The sequence below is a fragment of the Nitrobacter vulgaris genome (assembly GCF_031453995.1).
In the GTDB taxonomy this organism is placed as follows: domain Bacteria; phylum Pseudomonadota; class Alphaproteobacteria; order Rhizobiales; family Xanthobacteraceae; genus Nitrobacter; species Nitrobacter vulgaris.
In genome coordinates this window covers 62,388-80,829 of sequence record NZ_JAVDPZ010000017.1, presented here as the reverse complement: position 1 = coordinate 80,829, position 18,442 = coordinate 62,388, and the positions used below count along the sequence as shown (strand labels likewise).

The 18,442-nt window shown below is 62.0% G+C and carries 20 protein-coding genes; 14 read left to right on the top strand and 6 right to left on the bottom strand.

Annotation, left to right across the window (positions count from 1 at the left end; translation table 11 throughout):
• Positions 1-1,281, top strand: a 1,281-nt coding sequence (locus GGQ85_RS12050; protein ID WP_309774703.1) for an alginate export family protein, incomplete at its 5' end; no start/stop codon positions are given.
• A gap of 141 nt (positions 1,282-1,422) precedes the next feature.
• Here GGQ85_RS12050 and fliP read toward each other — a convergent pair.
• Together fliP and GGQ85_RS12040 are read right to left on the bottom strand one after the other, a co-directional pair.
• On the bottom strand, positions 1,423-2,178 hold the full coding sequence (gene fliP, locus GGQ85_RS12045; RefSeq protein WP_079446195.1) for a flagellar type III secretion system pore protein FliP: 756 nt from the start codon (positions 2,176-2,178) through the stop codon (positions 1,423-1,425).
• Complete coding sequence (locus GGQ85_RS12040; protein WP_309774702.1) at positions 2,175-3,059, bottom strand: flagellar biosynthetic protein FliO; 885 nt, start codon at positions 3,057-3,059, stop codon at positions 2,175-2,177. The genes fliP and GGQ85_RS12040 overlap by 4 nt, the downstream gene beginning before the upstream one ends.
• 419 nt (positions 3,060-3,478) lie before the next feature.
• On the opposite strand from GGQ85_RS12040, the gene flgB reads away from it, so the two are divergent.
• The 7 genes from flgB (at position 3,479) to cckA (ending at position 9,526) form a co-directional block, all read left to right on the top strand.
• Positions 3,479-3,841 carry a flagellar basal body rod protein FlgB gene (flgB, locus tag GGQ85_RS12035; protein WP_374708881.1) on the top strand — a complete coding sequence of 121 codons (363 nt, stop codon included), beginning with the start codon at positions 3,479-3,481 and terminating at the stop codon, positions 3,839-3,841.
• Positions 3,842-3,870: 29 nt separating this feature from the next.
• A complete protein-coding gene (flgC, locus tag GGQ85_RS12030) occupies positions 3,871-4,296 on the top strand; it encodes a flagellar basal body rod protein FlgC (RefSeq protein WP_079446198.1) in 426 nt (141 codons plus the stop codon).
• Between the two features lie 14 nt (positions 4,297-4,310).
• The gene (gene fliE / locus GGQ85_RS12025; protein ID WP_079446199.1) at positions 4,311-4,622 is read left to right on the top strand and encodes a flagellar hook-basal body complex protein FliE; all 312 of its coding nucleotides are present in this window, start codon (positions 4,311-4,313) and stop codon (positions 4,620-4,622) included.
• Positions 4,623-4,685: 63 nt separating this feature from the next.
• Positions 4,686-4,949 carry a flagellar biosynthesis protein FliQ gene (fliQ, locus tag GGQ85_RS12020; RefSeq protein WP_079446200.1) on the top strand — a complete coding sequence of 88 codons (264 nt, stop codon included), beginning with the start codon at positions 4,686-4,688 and terminating at the stop codon, positions 4,947-4,949.
• 14 nt (positions 4,950-4,963) lie between these two features.
• Positions 4,964-5,734, top strand: coding sequence for a flagellar biosynthetic protein FliR (gene fliR, locus GGQ85_RS12015; protein ID WP_309774700.1), 771 nt, complete (start codon positions 4,964-4,966; stop codon positions 5,732-5,734).
• Between the two features lie 10 nt (positions 5,735-5,744).
• Complete coding sequence (gene flhB, locus GGQ85_RS12010; RefSeq protein WP_309774699.1) at positions 5,745-6,824, top strand: flagellar biosynthesis protein FlhB; 1,080 nt, start codon at positions 5,745-5,747, stop codon at positions 6,822-6,824.
• Positions 6,825-6,973: 149 nt separating this feature from the next.
• Entirely contained in the window at positions 6,974-9,526 is a 2,553-nt protein-coding gene (gene cckA, locus GGQ85_RS12005) for a cell cycle histidine kinase CckA (RefSeq protein WP_309774698.1), read from the top strand.
• Between the two features lie 64 nt (positions 9,527-9,590).
• On the opposite strand, the gene GGQ85_RS12000 is transcribed toward cckA, so the two are convergent.
• The gene (locus GGQ85_RS12000) at positions 9,591-10,556 is read right to left on the bottom strand and encodes a DUF2336 domain-containing protein (RefSeq protein ID WP_309774697.1); all 966 of its coding nucleotides are present in this window, start codon (positions 10,554-10,556) and stop codon (positions 9,591-9,593) included.
• Between the two features lie 138 nt (positions 10,557-10,694).
• Between GGQ85_RS12000 and GGQ85_RS11995 the strand changes: the two genes are divergently transcribed.
• Positions 10,695-10,898: a hypothetical protein gene (locus GGQ85_RS11995; RefSeq protein WP_079446205.1), complete on the top strand. Its 204-nt coding sequence runs from the start codon at positions 10,695-10,697 to the stop codon at positions 10,896-10,898.
• Positions 10,899-10,937: 39 nt separating this feature from the next.
• Complete coding sequence (locus tag GGQ85_RS11990) at positions 10,938-11,693, top strand: hypothetical protein (protein WP_309774706.1); 756 nt, start codon at positions 10,938-10,940, stop codon at positions 11,691-11,693.
• Between the two features lie 79 nt (positions 11,694-11,772).
• Here the strand turns inward: GGQ85_RS11990 and GGQ85_RS11985 are convergent, their stop codons facing one another.
• The 3 genes from GGQ85_RS11985 to GGQ85_RS11975 all read right to left on the bottom strand — a co-directional run bounded on the left by GGQ85_RS11985 (position 11,773) and on the right by GGQ85_RS11975 (position 15,362).
• Positions 11,773-12,351, bottom strand: a complete 579-nt coding sequence (locus GGQ85_RS11985) for a DUF1254 domain-containing protein (RefSeq protein WP_309774696.1) — start codon at positions 12,349-12,351, stop codon at positions 11,773-11,775.
• A complete protein-coding gene (locus GGQ85_RS11980) occupies positions 12,348-12,923 on the bottom strand; it encodes a DUF1214 domain-containing protein (RefSeq protein WP_079446207.1) in 576 nt (191 codons plus the stop codon). Before GGQ85_RS11980 ends, GGQ85_RS11985 begins: the two co-directional genes overlap by 4 nt.
• 156 nt (positions 12,924-13,079) lie before the next feature.
• Complete coding sequence (locus GGQ85_RS11975) at positions 13,080-15,362, bottom strand: transglycosylase domain-containing protein (RefSeq protein ID WP_309774705.1); 2,283 nt, start codon at positions 15,360-15,362, stop codon at positions 13,080-13,082.
• A 63-nt stretch (positions 15,363-15,425) separates the two neighbouring features.
• Here GGQ85_RS11975 and GGQ85_RS11970 point away from each other — a divergent pair, with 63 nt between their 5' ends.
• The 4 genes from GGQ85_RS11970 to GGQ85_RS11955 all read left to right on the top strand — a co-directional run bounded on the left by GGQ85_RS11970 (position 15,426) and on the right by GGQ85_RS11955 (position 18,256).
• Positions 15,426-15,761: a hypothetical protein gene (locus tag GGQ85_RS11970; RefSeq protein ID WP_309774695.1), complete on the top strand. Its 336-nt coding sequence runs from the start codon at positions 15,426-15,428 to the stop codon at positions 15,759-15,761.
• A complete protein-coding gene (locus GGQ85_RS11965) occupies positions 15,694-16,209 on the top strand; it encodes a YcgN family cysteine cluster protein (protein WP_309774694.1) in 516 nt (171 codons plus the stop codon). The genes GGQ85_RS11970 and GGQ85_RS11965 overlap by 68 nt, the downstream gene beginning before the upstream one ends.
• A 154-nt stretch (positions 16,210-16,363) precedes the next feature.
• Positions 16,364-17,923: an MDR family MFS transporter gene (locus tag GGQ85_RS11960; protein WP_309774693.1), complete on the top strand. Its 1,560-nt coding sequence runs from the start codon at positions 16,364-16,366 to the stop codon at positions 17,921-17,923.
• A 168-nt stretch (positions 17,924-18,091) separates the two neighbouring features.
• Positions 18,092-18,256, top strand: coding sequence for a Flp family type IVb pilin (locus tag GGQ85_RS11955; RefSeq protein ID WP_309774704.1), 165 nt, complete (start codon positions 18,092-18,094; stop codon positions 18,254-18,256).
• The last annotated feature ends 186 nt before the right edge of the window (positions 18,257-18,442 follow it).

Here is an 18,442-nt window from a genome sequence, read left to right as displayed (position 1 = left end):
AAGATCGGGGGCAGTTTCCGGTCCCGCATCGAAGGGATCAACAACCAGTTCCGTCCGGCGCCTGCTCCGCAGGACGACGTGTTACTCGCACTCCGCACCAACATTTACGCCGAGTACGATACCGGTCACAAGATCAAGATCGGCGGCGAAGTGTTCGACAGCCGCGGCTACTTGCAGAAACCGAACTCGACGGCCTCCACCACGGAGGTGAACGCCCTCGAGCTCACCCAGGCCTATCTCAAGTTCGATCTTTCCGAGCAAACGGGCAATGGTTCGAATAGCAGCCTCACCACCGGCCGGTTCACGAAGGACGTCGGCTCACGCCGCCTCATGGCGCGTAACGACTACCGAAACACCATCAATGCCTTCACCGGCGCGTCCTTCGACTGGCAGGGCGCGAACAAGGATCAGATGACCGTGTTCTGGACCATGCCGCACAACCGGTTGCCCAACGACGTGCCGGGCATCCTCGACAATGCGATCGTGTTGGATGAGGAGAACCTGGATCTGCAATTTTACGGCAGTTCCTATACCTTCGCGAACGTATTCGGTGGAACCCTCGAGCTCTATGGCTACGGCCTGTACGAGGATGATACCGGGTCAGGCCTGCGATCGTTGCAAACCCGCAACCGCCGCCTGTTCACCCCCGGCTTCCGGCTATGGAAGGCGCCGAGGCCTGCGCAGTGGGACTGGGAGGTCGAAACGACTTACCAGACGGGTCGCGCCCGCGAGACGGCCGCCATCACCGACAGGCGCGATCTCCATGTCTCGGCCTACTTCTTCCATACGCAGGCAGGCTACACCTTCAATACGGCGTGGCTGCCGCGGGTCTCGTTTCAATACGATCAAGCCAGCGGCGACAGCGCCAACCCTGCCACCTTCACCCGTTTCGATACCCTGTTCGGCGCCCGGCGCTGGGAATACGGTCCGACCAGCCTTTACGGCGCGGTGCAGCGGTCCAACCTGATCTCGCCGGGCATACGCTTGGAGGTCACGCCGAGCCCGATCTGGGATGCCTTCGTCACCTACCGCCCGCTCTTCCTGGCGGACGCGACCGACTCCTTCGCCACCACAGGGGTACGGGACCGTACCGGCCGATCCGGCAACTTCGCCGGCCAGCAGATCGAGACTCGCCTGCGGTACTGGCTCATCCCGGACGCCTGGCTGATGGATACCGGCGTCACCTACCTGATCAAAGGCAGATTCCTGCAGACTGCCCCCAACGCGCCTGCCACAGCCGACACCTTCTACGGCTATCTCCAGACCAGCTTCTTCTTCTAAAGACCGCGCCGGCCCAACAGCAAATGCCTGTGGGCCGGTATCTGTCCTTTTCGGCCGTGTGAAATTTCGTCCCTAGCATTCCTCAATTGAGGAAAGAGTAAGCGATCAAGTCTGGCATCAAACGCCAGAGCGCGTACCGCTTTAAGTCCCGTAGCTCTGCACGAGACTGCCGGCCACCAGCGCCCAGCCGTCGACCAGCACGAAGAAGATCAGCTTGAACGGCAGCGACACAACGACGGGCGGCAGCATCATCATGCCCATCGACATCAAGACCGATGCCACCACGAGATCGATGATCAGGAACGGCAGGAAAAGCAGAAATCCGATCTCGAAGGCGCGCTTCAGTTCGGAGATCATGAAGGCCGGCATCAAGATGCGCAGCGAGAGTTCAGCGGGCGTACCCGGCGGCGGCTCGCCGGACAGATCCATGAACAGCTTGAGATCCTTTTCCCGCACGTTCTTCTGCATGAAGCCGCGCAGTGGAACGGACGCACGCTGCAAAGCGTCCTCAACCGTGATTTCGTTGGCGACCAGCGGCTTGATGCCATCGTCGTAGGATTTCTGCAGCGTTGGTCCCATTACGAAGGCAGTGAGGAACATCGCAAGTGCGATAATGACGGAGTTGGGAGGTGCGGTCGCGGTGCCTAGCGCGGTACGCAGCAGTGAAAGCACCACCACGATGCGCGTGAACGACGTCATCATGATCAAAATCGACGGTGCAATCGACAACACGGTGAGCAGCGCGATCAGCTGGATCGCACGCTCGCTCACGCCGCCGTTGCCGGCGCCGCCAAGATTGATGCTGATATCCTGCGCGAACGCCGGATCGGTGAGCGATCCGGCGGCTATCAGAATGAGAAGGAATGAAACTCTACGCGGGTGGGTCGCCGCACTCACGAAGGGGACTTCGAGCGCCCGAGCAGAGACGCCATCTCGTTCTCAAGGTGCTCGAACCCGGATTTCGGACCGGGTGGCGCGACCGGCGGTGCCCCTGACGATTCGCTACGGGATGCGGGACCGGGTGTAATTTGCGTACTGCGCGGACGAGGCGGTGGTTCGGAGGTCGCGGGCGCCGCGGCCGAAGGCTTGCTGTCGCCCGTCGGGCGCCGGAGTGCGGCCTCGAGACGTTGCGCCATCTCCGCGAGATTTTGATCCGCGTTGGAGGCAGAGGGAGGCGGTGAGGGCGTCGGCGCAGGAGGCGGCGCTGGACGCGGCGGCATCACCGGTTCCTGTCGCGCCGGACGGGCGCCGCGAATGTCGGTTCGGCTCATGGGCTCGGGCGTGAAACCGGCCAACGGATCGCTGCGGCGCTCGGCGGCAACCGGCCGGCGTGGGGCATCGGCGAAGGGCGGGCGGGCCGGGGGAGGCGATTCCGGGATTGGAGGCTCAGGATGGCCGGACGGATCGGAGCGAGTGCCGTCGGACTCCATCCAGCCGGTCTCGGCCAGCGGTGGCAGCCTCGGCATTTCAACGTTCGATAGCGGGCGTTGCGGAGCCTGATCGCGTCCGGGGCTGGCGGCGCGAACGATGTTGTGCTCCACGACAATGTCGGTCGGTCCTCCGATCATCAGCAGGTGCTCGACATTGTCCCGGCGCACCAGAACCAGCCGCCGACGTCCGTCGACTGCGGCGGCATCGATCACCGCCAGACGGGGCATGCGTCCGCGATTGGCATTGACGCCGAGACGATCTCCTGCGAATCGCCGCACGAGCCAGGCGGCCCCGGCGATCAGCGCCAGGACCACAATGAATGCGATGACGAATGTGACTGCCTGCATGCTGTGTTCCTGACAGAAAGCGCCTTTAATTCAGCTTCGGATCGTCGAATGCCTTCCGGCATTCCTCCCGTGACGATCGAGCCTTGGCCCAGTCTATTGATCCCGCCCGGCAAAAACTGCCGCCGACAGCCTTAATAACCTATGAATCGAAGAGACCAAAACAACTTCTGCGCGTCGTGCGCTCCGGTTAACAAAGGTGGTTAACGCACTCGTGGCAAGTATCTGGGCAATCCGAGATTTTAACGTGCGCCTGAGCGGAAAGCGGGTTTAGGCAAGATCCGCCGCTTTGCTGTTCTTAACCCGCTGTTAACCATGAGGGGGGCAAATTCTGCCTACCTCGGCGGCGCCCCGTCCCGAGGCCGGAGCAAAGACCCGTGCCCCTCAACGATATTACCTCGCTGGCGGCGCTGCGCACCCGGATGCAGTGGCATCACGAGCGCCAGCGTGTTCTGGCCGAAAACGTCGCTAACTCCGATACGCCGAACTTCAGGCCGCACGATCTGGTGGAACCGAGGTTCGACGCGCAAGGCGGCAATGCCTCGGGCGGCGCGACTCTGGCGATGATCCGCCCCACCTCAGGTCAGAGCATCGCCGGTTTCGAAGCGTTCTCGCACTTCGGACAAAACGGCAATGGCGGCTTTCAGACCCGTCCGGCTGGCAACGCCGTCAGCCTTGAGGATCAAATGCTCCAGGTGTCGGCCAACCAGATCGACTATGCCGCCGCGACCTCGCTCTACAGCCGTAGCCTGCGGCTGCTGAAGATGGCTGTCGGCAAGGCGTGACGCAGGGCTAAACGGAGGGAGACCGCATCATGGCAGACAACGGCGCCGACTTCATGCGATCGATGAGCATCGCGACCTCTGGTCTGCGAGCGCAGGCCGGGAGAATGCGGGTGATTTCGGAAAACATCGCCAACGCCGACTCAACCGCGCAAGGGCCAGGCGGCGATCCCTATCGCCGCAAGGTGCCGACCTTTTCTTCGGCCCTCGATCGTGCGCTCGATGCGAAAGTGGTGACGCTCGGCCGGGTGAGGCCTGACATGTCAACGTTCCGCGTCAAGCACGAGCCGGGCAATCCGGCCGCAGACGCCAGCGGCAACGTCAAATATCCCAACGTCAATTCGCTGGTGGAGATGACCGACATGCGCAACGCGCAGCGGTCCTACGAGGCGAACCTCAACATCATCAGCGCAACGCGCCGGATGATCCAGCGCACACTCGATATCCTCAAGTCCTGATCGGAGATCTGACCATGGCGTCGCCCACAGTTGCAGCAAATGCCTATGCGAGCCTCGCGAGGATGATGGATTCCGGCGCCGCCGGTGGCAAAGCGCCGGGCGGTGATGGTCCCGCGTTCAGTGCGGTGCTGAAAGATGTGCTCGGCGGCGTGAGGGAAGCGGGGCGGGCGTCCGATGCGCAGACGGTGGCGATGGCATCAGGCAAGGCCAACCTGATGGATGTGGTGACCGCGGTCGCGGATACCGACGTCGCGGTGTCGACGCTGGTGTCGGTGCGCGACCGCGTCATTCAATCCTATGAAGACATCATGAGGATGCCGATCTGATTGGAGCGCACATCAGTTCGCTGATGCTGCGTCATTCCTTATCTGGCCGAAAAGAGGTTTGTCATGACCGGCGCTGAAACACTGGATGTCGCGCGTGACGCGATCTGGACCATCGTTCTGGTCTCCGGACCGCTGCTGGCCGTCGGACTCATCGTCGGCGTCGCGATTTCGCTGGTGCAGGCATTGACGCAGATTCAGGAGCAGACGCTGGTGTTTGTGCCGAAGATTCTGGCGATCTTCGTGACGCTGGTGCTGGCGCTACCGTTCATGGCCGATGCGCTGCACGCCGAAATGATACGGATTTCATCGCGAATCATCGGCGGCTGACGCACAGTCGCGAGATGCACATCGATATCTCGCTTCTACCCGCTCTCGCCGCCACCTTCATGCTGGTATTCGCCCGCATTGGCGCGATGGTGATGCTGTTGCCTGGGTTCGGCGAGGGCTTCATTCCGGTGGGTGTGAAGCTCGCCATCGCTCTGCTTTTGACCCTCATCATCCTGCCGCTGCATCGTGCCGCCTATCACGTTGACATGCAGTCGGTCGCGCCACTGGCGGTTTTGTTGGTGCACGAGATCATTATCGGCGTCGTGCTGGGCGCTACGGCACGCGTCACGCTCGCGGCCTTGCATGTGGCAGGCTCGATCATCGCACAGCAGCTCGGGCTTGGATTCGTCACATCGGTGGACCCGACGCAGGGCCAGCAAGGCGCGTTGATGGGAAACTTCCTGACCCTTCTCGGGATCGCGCTGCTGTTCGCAACCGACACCCACTATCTGGTCATTGCCGCGCTCAACGACAGTTATAAGATATTCTCGCCAGGCGAACTGATGCCGAGCGGCGACGTGGCGGCGCTGGCGACGCGTGCTTTTGCCGGCGCTTTCAAGATCGGCCTGCAACTGTCGGCTCCGTTTCTGGTGTTCGGACTGGTCTTCAATATCGGGCTTGGCGTGCTCGCGCGGCTGATGCCGCAGATGCAGGTTTATTTCGTTGGCGTGCCGCTCTCGATTCTTATCGGCTTCATGATCTTCGCCGCCGTGCTGGCGTCCATGATGGGAACCTACATGGATTATCTGGTCGGCGTGATGCAAGATCTGACGTCGCTGAACTGAGGTCTCCGCGATGGCCGACGAGAGCGACGATACCGAGAAAACAGAAGACCCGACGCAAAAGCGCCTCGACGATGCGCTCGAGCGCGGCGACGTCGCCAAGAGCCAGGAGATCAACACCTGGTTCGTGATTGCGGGTGCGACACTGGTACTTTCGACGTTTGCTGGTTCGATCGGCGACGGGTTCCAGACGCCGTTGCGCAATCTGATCGCCAATTCCTGGCAAATTCGGACCGACGGCCCCGGTCTTTTGGCACTGACCGAGCAAATCGGGTATCGCCTTGCTGCCGTGCTGGGCATTCCGTTGCTTTTGCTGATGATGGCTGCCGTTGCCGGCAATGTCATTCAGCACCGCTTCGTCTGGTCGGGGGAATCGCTCAAGCCGAAGCTCAGCAAGATTTCAGTGGTGTCCGGCGCCAAGCGGATTTTCGGCAAGCAGGCTGCTGCGAACTTCGCCAAGGGACTTTTCAAGCTGATCGCGCTGGGCGCGGTCATGACGGCGGTGCTTTGGCCGGAGCGCTCGCGGCTCGACGCGATGGTGCGGCTCGATCCGGACGCCCTTCTCGGAATTACGAAAAGCCTGACGCTGCAATTGCTCGGCGCCGTGATTGTGATGCTCGCGCTGGTCGCGATCGCAGACTACCTGTTCCAGTACCGGCAATGGTTCGAGCGACAGAAAATGTCGCTGCGGGAGATGAAAGAGGAGTTCAAACAGTCAGAGGGCGATCCGCATATCAAGGCTCGCATCAGACAGTTGCGCCATGTCCGCATGAAGAAGCGCATGATGGCCGCCGTTCCCAAGGCTTCGGTGATCATCACCAATCCGACGCACTATTCGGTCGCTTTGTCCTACGAGCGCGGCATGTCGGCGCCGGTCTGCGTAGCCAAAGGCGTGGATAACATCGCGCTCAAGATCAGGGAAATCGCCCGCGAGCATGACATTCCAGTCGTCGAGAACGTGCCTTTGGCCCGCGCGCTGTATGCCGTTGTCGAAATCGACGACGAGATTCCGGCCGAGCACTATCACGCCGTCGCCGAAATCATTGGTTACGTCATGGGCCTGAAGCGCGGGTTTTCGGGGCACCGGATCTGAGGCCGGTGGCCGGGATCGGAGGAGCATCGGGGTGGGGGAAATGGCGGGAATGAGCCCATGAGGCGCTTGCGCTGCCGGGTCCGATTCAGGCACTCAGGACCCGGCGCATGCGCATTCCGCGCCCGCCGCGATAGGCCCCGCCGGATTCCATGACGCCAGATCCCGACATCGATTCACCGCAGGTGGGGCAGGAGCCGGCGCGGCGGAGCGGCAGCATCCTCCTGGTTCTGCTGGTCGCGGGTTCGATCGTCGCGGCCGCCGTGGCGTTTATGACGCTGGGGAGTACTAACGCCCAGCCTTATATTCTGGCGCTATTGGCCTCGCTGGCGATGGTCGGGCTGTTCACGCTTTTCGCGTTCGCGGCCGGGATCGTCCGCTTTGCCGACCGCACCATTGATGATCCGCTGATGCGTCCGATAGCGGATCACGCCTTCGACGGTATCGCCGTCACCGATTCCGGCGGGCACGTCATTTATGCCAACTCCGCTTATCTCGCCCTGACCGGAGCTACGTCGATGCAGGACGTGCGGCCGGTGGAGCGCGTATTCATCGGCAATCCCGACGTTTCCGAGGCGGTGTTCCGCCTTTTGAAGGCGGCGCGCGAGGGTAAACGTCAGCAGGAAGAGGTGCGCGTTGCCGCCGCCGACGGCACGAACGGTCGCTGGCTGCGGCTGAGGGTCCGCCGGCTCGCACAGGCAAAGCGGTATTCTCGATATGCCGTGTGGTCGATCGCCGACATCACCCGTGATCGCGAGCGGCAGGAAGATGTATTCCAGGAACTGCGCCATGCGATCGAATATCTCGATCATGCGCCGTGCGGATTCTTCTCGGTCAACCAGTCAGGCGATCTTGTCTATGTCAATGCGACGCTTGCCAACTGGCTGGATCACGATCTGGCGGAGGTCGGCTCGGGTGGCCTGAAGCTCGCCGACATCGTTTCGGGGGACGGCGCGTCTTTGCTGACATCGATCATTGCTGCGCCCGGCGAAGTCCGCACCGAGGTCTTCGATATCGATCTGCGGATGCGCAATGGCAAGACTATGCCGGCGCGGCTGTATCACAAGTTGGCTTTCGGCGCCGACGGTGTGCCCGGTCCCTCGCGAACGCTGGTGATCAGCCGCGCCCGCGACGAGCGCGTCGATCCGCAGCGTGCGGCGGAAGTACGCTTCATGCGCTTCTTCGACAACACGCCGATGGCGATCGCGACGGTCGATAAATCCGGCGCGGTTGGTCGCGCCAACGCGCGGTTTGCGAAACTCGCGCAAAGCCTCAGTCCGGACGGCGCCGTGGCCAAGTCGATTCTTGCGGCGGTCAAGGAGCGCGATCGTGGTCAATTGAGCGCGGCCATCCACGCTGCGGCGGACGGGCAGGGTGATATCCCTCCCGTCGAGGTGATGCTGGAGGGCGCGCGCGAGCGATGGGGACAGTTTTTCGTCACCGCGGTGGAGGACGATCGCGACGCGGAAGCAGCCATCGTCTACATGCTTGAGACGACTGAGCGGCGCACGCTCGAGAGCCAGATCAATCAATCCCAGAAGATGGAGTCGGTTGGCCAGCTTGCCGGAGGCATCGCGCACGATTTCAACAACGTGCTGTCCGCCATCATGATGGCAAATGACTTCCTGCTGAACGCGCACAAGCCGACCGATCCGTCTTTCCAGGATATCATGCAAATCAAGCAGAACGCCAACCGCGCCGCAGCCCTGGTGCGGCAATTGCTGGCGTTCTCGCGGCGACAGACCCTGCAGCCGAAAGTGCTCGATCTCGGCGACACCCTGAGCGACATCGGCATGTTGCTTAAACGTTTGATCGGCGAGAAGGTTACTTTCCCAGGCGTCGTGCACGGGCGAGACCTGTGGCCGGTCAAGGCCGACGTCTCGCAGTTCGAACAGGTGATCGTCAATCTCGTGGTCAATGCGCGCGACGCCATGCCAAATGGCGGCAAGCTCGCGATCCGCACCGCGAACGTCGCGGCCGCGGAGGTCGCGGCGTTCGGCCACAAGGGAATGCCGGCCGCGGACTATGTGCTGGTCGAGATCGGCGACACCGGTACAGGCATTCCGCCCGAGATCGTCGATAAGATTTTCGAGCCGTTTTTTTCCACAAAGGAGGTGGGCAAGGGCACCGGGCTCGGTCTGTCCACGGTCTACGGCATCGTCAAGCAGACCGGTGGTTTCATCTACGTTGACTCCAAGGCGGGCGAGGGCACGACGTTTCGTATTTTCCTGCCGCGCCACCATCCCGAAGCCGAGGCGCCGCCGGCGTCGTCCGGCGTGATTGGCGCGGCGAAGGAGCCTTCTCCCGCGGCCAAACCGGTCAACACCGATCTGACCGGCCAAGGCACTATTTTGTTAGTGGAGGACGAAGAGGGGTTGCGTTCGCTCAATGCTCGCGGCCTGCGTTCGCGCGGCTACAGCGTGATCGAGGCATCCAACGGCATCGAGGCGCTGGAAGCGCTCGACGAGAATGGTGCCGTTGATCTGGTGGTCTCTGACGTTGTTATGCCGGAAATGGACGGACCAACTCTGTTGCGGAAAATGCGGGTGCGCAATCCCAATCTCAGAATCATTTTCGTGTCGGGTTACGCGGAAGAAGCATTCGACAAGAGTCTGCCGGAGAACGAGCAGTTCGCTTTCCTTGCGAAGCCTTTCGCGCTCAGTGCGCTGATCGCCAAGGTCAAGGAGACGATGACGGCATCCTAGCCTCGATGTTTCGGCCTGCCCTTGACCGCTCGGCCTTCAAGAACCGGTTTGGCAATCCGCTCATCTACCCTTTTATTGGATTGCGTCCGGTTCCGCGCGCGGCAGGCGCCGTGCCGGGTTGGACAGCGCCGTGACGCCCGTGCGCCGGCGCTGTCCGCGTGCGATTGCGCCCGTCATCGTAAAGGGTGGAGCGATACTTCGCCCGAGCTTCCGTCATCGTGGCGCCGCGCCAGGCGGCCAGCATGATTCGCGCAGAGCGTTCACTGAGCGCGTCGTAGAGGCGCGAGAGCCGATAGACCTCAGTGACGGACGTGCCGATGGCCGGATCGAGAAACAGCAAAATCTGCTGGAAGATTTCAGAGGGAATGCCGATGGCCTTGGCGGCGCAAACGAGTGGCTCGCCGCCCGCATCCTTCACCACCTGTTCGGAGATCGCGGCGGGAAGCATCAAGGTTGCGCTGAGTTCGGTCGCGAAGCTATCAACGTCGGACGCGAATGCGGCCATGTGCAAAATCTCGATCGCCCGCAGGGCACGGGACGGATGAATATGCGGCGACGGCCGCAGCGGGGCCGTGGATAGGTTGTGCAGGATCAAAGCGCGATCTTTAGAGCTTGCGCCAAAGAACATCTCACTTATTTCGGCGGCGTCACCTGGTGCCATCGATAGCGTTGCGACCGTGTGCGGTTTCGTCGCTGGGGCCGCCGTCGCGGGCGGCGATGGCGGCGCGGGGCTACCAGCCTGCGGTGGGGTGGTGGACGCGTCGAGCCGCAGCTTGCTCATGATCGCCGCCGGCGTCCGCGGGTAGATCGACAGGCGGGCGCGCACTACGGCGCGGGTGGCGTCGTCGACATGATCGATCAGGCGTGAGGTGAGTTCGACGAAATGTCGTTCCTCTTCGACAGAGTGTGTGCTGGTCTGCACGTAAAGATCGGTCAGGACCCGTAGCAGAGTCGGACGGATGTCAACGCCGTCCCGGCGGGACAGCATCAACAACCCGTCGAAGCCGGGAAACATCGGAGATGTGGTCATGGCGGCTTACGCTTACGGAACCAGTTTGTTCTCAACCTAGCGCGGCCGCTTTAACAGGCCGTTAACCATGCGGGGTTCTAAATCCCGACGCGTCGCTGCCCAAATCGCGACGAGCGCTGGGGCGAGGAGAGGCTGAGCATGGGCACCGTTATTGCGTTTCCGGCAGATGCGGCTTCGCGGCTGGGATCGACGGTAAATCGCTCTTCGGATCAGATGAGGGGAACGGTGGTGATTCTGCCGGTCATACGCATCGACCGCGAGACCGACGAAACCAGCGGTGGAAGCGGTCCCGAGCAAGGCACGGCTGCCGGGCGGCGGCGCCGCCGCCGCGCCCGCTCCTGATTTTTCCGGACACGCCCGATGCAGGAGACGTCGCTTGCGATGCCAGGGCTGAAACGTTCACCTCTCACTTCGCTTGTTTCCGTGATTCTATTAGGAACTGCGCTCGCAGCATGCAGTGGTGGTGACTTCGGCCGCGTTCGTCAGGATGCACGCAACGACGACATGCACCGCTGGATGGGCGCGGAAGCGACCGGCAGCATCGGTCGTCAGCCGTCGCGGTTTCAACTAACCGAGAGCGAGAGGATGTTGCGCGATCTCGCCTATCCGCTGGTCGAGCCGCCGCATTCGCGGCCGGCCTGGAAGAGTGTGTTCGGCGACTACGACCCGCTCGCTACGCCATGGCGGCAAAAGCCTGCATTTGATCGCTCCGCTTACGGCCGCCTGCTCATCGACGAGCCGCATCGTTCTCACACTTCGCGCTATACGCAATTAATCGATGACGTCCGCGACGACATCACCCGTTTTGATCCGTTCTTCAACACCGCCCGGCAGGTCTTCGTTCTCGACGGCAAGCGCAACGCCAGCCTGAGATTGGTGTCCGACCTATCGCCGCGTGAGCACGCTGACGCCGTCGCCCGCATGGAGGAAAACACTCTGATCGTGCAGTGGGTGCAACAATGCCTCGAGCAGCGGATCGCGTCCTATCGCTGGGCGCTCGAGCATCTGGTGGTTCAGGCGCCGGACGGTATGGCGGCCGACGCAGACCGCCTGATCGGGCAACTTGCGATGTTGGCCGCCAATCCCCCTGTGACCGCGGCCCCCGTGATCGGCCGCGCTCTCCGCACGCGCGGGTAGCGCATCCTTGATTGTAGCGAACGCTTGACAAGAGCAAAACCGACCAAGTCTCGTTAACCCGGATTTCCTCGCAAACGTCCTATCGTTTCGCTTCCGGTTTCACCACGGGCGGCTCAGTTTGCAGCCGGCATTTTGCGGCGGCGAGAGATGATTTCGCCTGCTCCGTCATGCCGGACTCAGGCGCCAGCGCCTTCAGAACGATCAGCCCCGTCGTCGAGGGGGAGTCGATGATGAGGCGGTCCGCGGCCGTCACGTCCTCTTCTTCGGGCAGCTCTGCGTGCTGTGCTTCGGTCATCAGATTGAGTTCGATCACCTTGCGTCCAGCTGAACGGTCGTTGATGGCGTAATAGGCGACGTTGCTTTGGGTGTAAAATGACACCGACGTGTAGGCCTCGCTCACGGGTACCGTGAGCTTGATCGATCCGTCTGACAGATCGTAGCGGCAGACCGCGACGGCAAAGGCGGGGTCCATGAAAGGCATCAGCGAGTTGGCGGGATCCGCCGGCGGCAAGGGCGTCACGGCGTTCAGCGTCGTCATTTCCGTTAGTCGCGAATAGGCGTCCTGCGAGGCGATCCGCGGCAGCGCCAATACGCTGACGAGATGCACGATCCCGCCGAGCAGAATGCCGCCGACGATCGCAAACAGCAGGCGGATCATGAACACCTCTCTGTCGCGATGGAAGGCATTGGGGCGTCGCGTCGGGTTCGCGTACCCACTCCGACGGGCGTGTCATAGAGTCGAAGCATCAGCACATAGCTCTCGATGCCGCCGGTCGGCAGCCAGTTGCCGGCACGCGCGCGAGACGCCACATGCACCACGAATGAGCCGTCGGAATTCCGCACAATTTCCTGGCTGGTGAAGCCATAGCGTTGCAGCGAGTTCGCCACCAGATGGCCCTTGCGGTCGTGGAGCGTCAGCGTCCAGAACCGCGCTGCCGGTGTGACGCCGCTGATGATGACGTCGCATCGGCCATCGAGCGGTCGCTTGGCGTCGTCGGTCGTGGCAAGAAATGCTATGCCGTCTCCCGCTCCGATCGGCAGCTCTCCACTTCGCGCAATTGCGGCGCGGGAGTAAGGGTCGATCTCGGCGGATCCAATCCTTGGTTTTGCCGTCCATGCGCCGATGGTCAGCGTGCCGAGATTAGTGCCGCGCGTTGCGGTGATCCAGGTAGTTCCGAGGCCTATCGCGGTGGCGAGACCGAGGCCCAGCAAAATGACAATCAGCCGCACGTGTCGGCGCTCCGGTGTTGAAGCCATTCGAGTCGCGCATCTGTAATGCGAATGTCGGAAACACGCCACGTTTGGATCAGAAAGATCCAAATCATAACCGTGATCGATTCCATTGTTTATAGCGGTCGCAAACCGTACACACTTCCGCATCCCACTCTAATTCTTGCTTGGCGCCGGGGCTGCTCGGTCGCTGGACGTCGCGGCCGCCAAGTTTTCTGCGCCGCCGCCAGAGGAGGTGGGACTAAGGGCGCCGGAGCGAGCCGGATCGACCGGTTTTCCGGCCGAGGTTTTTCCGATTGTCTTGGCTGCTTGATCCAGCATCTTTTCCACGCGGACCAGGATGTCGGCTCCGCGTTTGGTCAGGATCGGCGGGGGGGCCGGTTTTGCATTGTCGTCGCTGGCGGCGGTTTTGGCTGCCGCGTCGGCGGTCGGCTTCGCTGGCGCTGCAACGCCGGCGAGGTCTTTGACTTCGATACCGCGATGCGCGGCCGTCATGATGTCGTGCCAGGTTTGGGCGGGCAACGCGCCGCCGGTCAGGCGATTGGTTGGCGAATAGTCGTCATTGCCGTACCAAACACCACATACAAAGTTGCCGGTGTAGCCGACGAACCATGCGTCGCGATAAGCGTTTGTGGTTCCGGTCTTGCCCGCGGCCGGAATGCCGTCGAGAATGGCGCGTCGTGCGGTGCCTTCGCTGACCACATGACTCATCATACCGGCCATGTCGGCGGCGACTGAAGGCGGAATGATCTGGCGCGGTGCTGGGCCGTCGCGGTCGTAGCGCCATACCAGATCGCCGGCGCCGGTCCGGACCTCCAGAACCGCGTGCGGCGCCACCGCCTTGCCCTTGTTCGGGAATGTCGCATAGGCGACGGCGTGTTCGAGCACGTTGACCTCGTCGGCCCCGATCGGCAGCGAGGGCGTGTCGGGCAGCGGTGTGACAATGCCGAACTTGCGGGCGACCTCGACGATCTTGGCGCGGCCGGCTTTAGCGGGATTCTTTGCCCCCTTGCCGAGCGCGATCGAGAGTTTTACCGGCACGACATTGATCGACCGCGTCAGTGCCTGGGTTAGCGTCACCGTCCCGGAGTAGGAATGGCCGTAATTCTGCGGGCACCAGTTGCCGAGGCAGACGGGGCCGTCGACGATCTTGGATGTCGGACTGAAGCCGTTGAGCAGCGCTGTGGTGTAGACATACGGCTTGAACGATGATCCGGGCTGGCGCAGGGCATCCGTCGAGCGATTGAACTGACTTGCGCCATAATCGCGTCCACCGACCATTGCGCGCACGCCACCGTCGAGATCTGCGACGACCGTTGCCGCTTGCGTCGCGTGATAGTCGCGTCCGAACTGGCGCAACTGGCTCTCGATCGCCTCTTCCGCCGCTTGTTGCACATTCATGTCGATTGCGGTGCGGACGACAAACACGCGCTCGGTGTAGGAGCGCGGAAACGTGTCGACCAGCTTGCGCATTTCTTCGAATGCCCAGTCGAGATAATAGTTCGGCGAGTTCTCGTCGCGGCGGTCGACCGCGGTGGCGGGATTGCGCCGCGCACCGAACACCTGGCCCTCGGTCATGAAGCCTGCATCGACCATGTTGTCGAGCACCTGGTTGGCGCGGGCGCGGGCGGCGGGCAGGTTGATGTGCGGCGCGTATTTTGTCGGTGCCTTGAACAGGCCGGCGAGCATCGCGGATTCGGCGAGGTTGACGTCACGCACCGACTTGTTGAAGTAGAAATGCGCCGCGCCGTCGACGCCGAAGGTTCCGCCGCCCATGTAGGCGCGGTCGAGATACAGTTTAAGGATCTCGTTCTTGCTCAGTCGGGTTTCCAGCCAGACGGCAAGGAAGGCCTCATTGACCTTGCGCTCGATGGTGCGCTCGTTGGAGAGAAACAGATTCTTCGCAAGCTGCTGGGAGATCGATGAGCCACCTTGCCGCACGCCGCCGGCTTGCGCATTGGTTACCAGCGCGCGGAAGGTGCCGCCGACGTCAATACCGAAGTGATCGTAGAAGCGACGATCTTCGGTCGCGAGCGTCGCCTTGACCAGGTTGTCGGGAAATTCCTCCAACGGAATCGAATCGTTGTGTTTGATGCCGCGGCTGCCGATCGGATTGCCGTAGCGATCGAGGAACGCCACCGCGAGATCGGATTTCTTCAGCCAGTCCTCGTCGGCGGTTTCGCGGAACGCCGGCTGTGCCAGCGCCAGCAGGAGGATGAGACCGCCGAGGCCCAAGGTTGCAGCTTCAGACAGCGGCTCGACGATGACCCAGCGCTTCCAATGGCCGACATAGAAGCGGTCCATGAAGGTGGAGAAGCGCTCATAAAGTTCCCGCGCGCCGGCCGCCGAGGAGAACAGGGTCGAATCGATGCGCGAATCGAGATCCAGCAGGATATGCCGGATTCGCTTCTTCCAATCGGAGGGCAGGTTGTTGCGCACCAAGGCCTGTGACCGATCTGCGGCATCGCAGCGCCTTCTCTAAGGCGCCATCTCGCCACCCTCATGCAAGAACGTTACGGCAAACCCAAGGCACTCGAGAAGGCATCTCAAAACCCGCGCTGGACCATCATCTTGGCATCCTCGGGAAAGCCGATTTTCTTCTATCCGAGCGCGGAAGATAAACCAATGGCCGGTTGCGATTTCAGCCTGGCACAGCCGCTATTGGTACCCCAGATCCCCCTAGGGCGCTTGCGCGAAGTGCCGGCGAAGCCCATAGACGGAAAATCGGTTTTCTTCGGCGCAACCTCTGGCACCCCCCTTGGCTCACTCCATGACCCAACGACCCGCGCGATCGTCGGAACAAAACGGGTTCTTCTGGAAGACCAAATCCTTGGATGAAATGTCCAGCGCCGAATGGGAAAGCCTGTGCGATGGTTGCGCACGCTGCTGCCTGGAGAAGCTGGAGGACGAGGATACCGGCGACATTTATTTCACGCATGTTTCCTGCCGGCTTCTGGATGCCGGGGTCTGCGCCTGCAAGGATTACCCGAAGCGTTCCGAACAAGTTCCGGACTGCGTCCGCCTCACGCCGGACAATGTCCGGACCTTGAACTGGTTGCCGCCGAGCTGCGGTTATCGCTTGGTCGCGGAGGGGCGCGATCTCTACTGGTGGCACCCGCTGATTTCCGGGAATCCCAATACCGTCCACGAGGCCGGTGTTTCGGTGCGTGGCCGGGTCCGCGGCACCGAGGATGAGATTCCGGATTCTGAACTGGAGGATCATATCGTGCAGTGGCCGGTTCGGCTGCCGAAGCGCGCCCGGCTTCGGAAACCGCCGAAGGGTTGACCGGTCTCCCATCACAAATTTGCGATTTTGCATTGGAGGCTTTTTATTCCGTCGGTTGCTGTCCGAACGTGGGCCTCAAGCGTTAATGTTCACAAAGCAGCGAACCGCACCGGCCTCCGTTTCTTGTTAGCCAGTTCATATTTTGTCTGTCCGCATGAATACATTCGAGCGTCTGGGTCGGGGTCCGTCGGATCCCCCGATTCTGTCCGGCGACGCCGCGCCAGAGGCTGCGGCGCGTTCTGGCAAGGCTGAGGGTGACGCCAATGCGCCGCCGGTCGTGACGCCCGCGCCGCTGAGCCGGAGCGAGGTGCGCACCATTCTGGTCAGCCTGATGCTGACCATGTTCCTCGCCGCCCTCGATCAGACCATTGTCGCAACCGCGCTGCCGACCATCGGCCGCCAGTTCCACGAGGTCACCACCCTGTCGTGGGTCATTACGGCGTACCTGTTGGCGTCCACAGCGGTCGCGCCGTTGTTCGGTACCTTGAGCGATATCTACGGTCGCCGTGCCATGATCGTCACCGCGCTCGGTCTGTTCGTTGCGGGTTCGGTCCTGTGCGCGCTGGCGCCGAACATGGCGGCGCTGATCATGGCGCGCGGCGTGCAGGGCATCGGCGGCGGTGGCATCCTGCCCGTGGTGCAGACTGTGATCTCCGATGTGGTGACGCCCCGGGAGCGTGGTCAGTATCAGGCTTATTTCAGTGGCGTATGGACTGCGGCAGGCATCGCGGGGCCGGTGCTGGGGGGCGTTTTCGCCGAGCACTTGCACTGGTCGATGATTTTCTGGATCAACGTGCCGCTCGGCTTTGTCTCGCTGGCGTTGCTGTTGCCGAAAATGGGTAAGATTCCGGTGTTCCACCGCCGCCGCAGAGTGGATTGGACCGGTGGCCTGTTGCTGATGGCATCCGCCGTCGTTTTCCTGCTGGTGCTGACATGGGGCGGTAACCGCTTCGCCTGGGCGTCGCCGCAAATCGCCGCCATGCTTGGCGCCTCGCTGGTGCTTGCCACGGTCTTTGTCCGGCACGCGCGCAAGACGTCCGAACCATTCCTGCCGCTGTCGCTGATGGGCGGCCCGGTGGTTCCGTATGCGATAGCCGCGGGTGCTTTGGCGCTCGGCGCGATTATCGGGATCACCGTGCATTTGCCGCTGTACTATCAGGTCGTCCACCATCTCAGCGCGAGCGAATCCGGACTGGCATTGATTCCGATCGCGGCGATTTCGACCGGCGGGGCGGCGCTTGCGGGCCGCTCCATGACGCGTACCCTTCACTACAAGCGGGTCGCGGTACTGGGGACCACATTTGCCGCCGTCGTGGCCGCGATTCTGGCTGTGGTGACGCCGCCTCTATGGCCGCTGCTTGCGTTGCTATCCTTGTTCGCCTTCGGCCTCGGCACGATATTTCCCGTCAGCGTGGTGTCGCTGCAGAACGCGGTGGCGCGTCAGCAGGTCGGAACCGTCACCGGCGCGATGAATTTTTTTCGCGCGTTGGTTTCCTCGTTCGCCGTCGCTGCATTTGCCGCCATCCTGCTGATGGCGCTGGGAACCGATGCCTCGATCGGCAATGAGGGCGGCGGTCGGGTCGGTGTAATCTCCGCCTCCGACCTCACGACCGCATTTCGCTATGTATTCGCCGCCACAGCCGCGATGCTGGCGGGGGCCGCGCTGTTGCTGGTGCGAATGGAGGAACGGCCGCTCACCGGCCCCCCGGCTTGATCCGCACGCAACTTTTGCTATCGCTCTTAAGCATTCTTTCAGAGTGTCGGTTAGGCTCCGAGAAATCTTTCAACTCTAGCATCCTATTTTTGAAAGGTTGTCGCGCTGCGCCCGATCACTATTGGAGCATCCGCGGGGATTCAAAGGCTGGAGTTGGCGTTGCACCTCATTCCAAAACTTGCGTCGGATTTTCTGCGGGACGAAACAGGCGCCACGTCGATCGAATATGCCCTGATTGCTTCCGGCATTAGCATCGTCATCGTGGCCGCGGTCACCGGCATCGGCAGTTCGCTCAAGGACCGCTTCGACACGCTGAACGGGCTGCTGAAATAAGGCTAGACGACAGGTAAATTTTCCTAGGAAAATATACCTTGACAGCGTGACGCTGCCGGAGTAGGTTTACGCCATGCTCCACAGTTGCGCCGAGACATCACGCGATGCTTTCTGATCGCGCGGCTGACGAAACCGTCAAACGAACATTGCCGGGAATTCCCGGATGAAGCTCATAGCGAGTCGTAA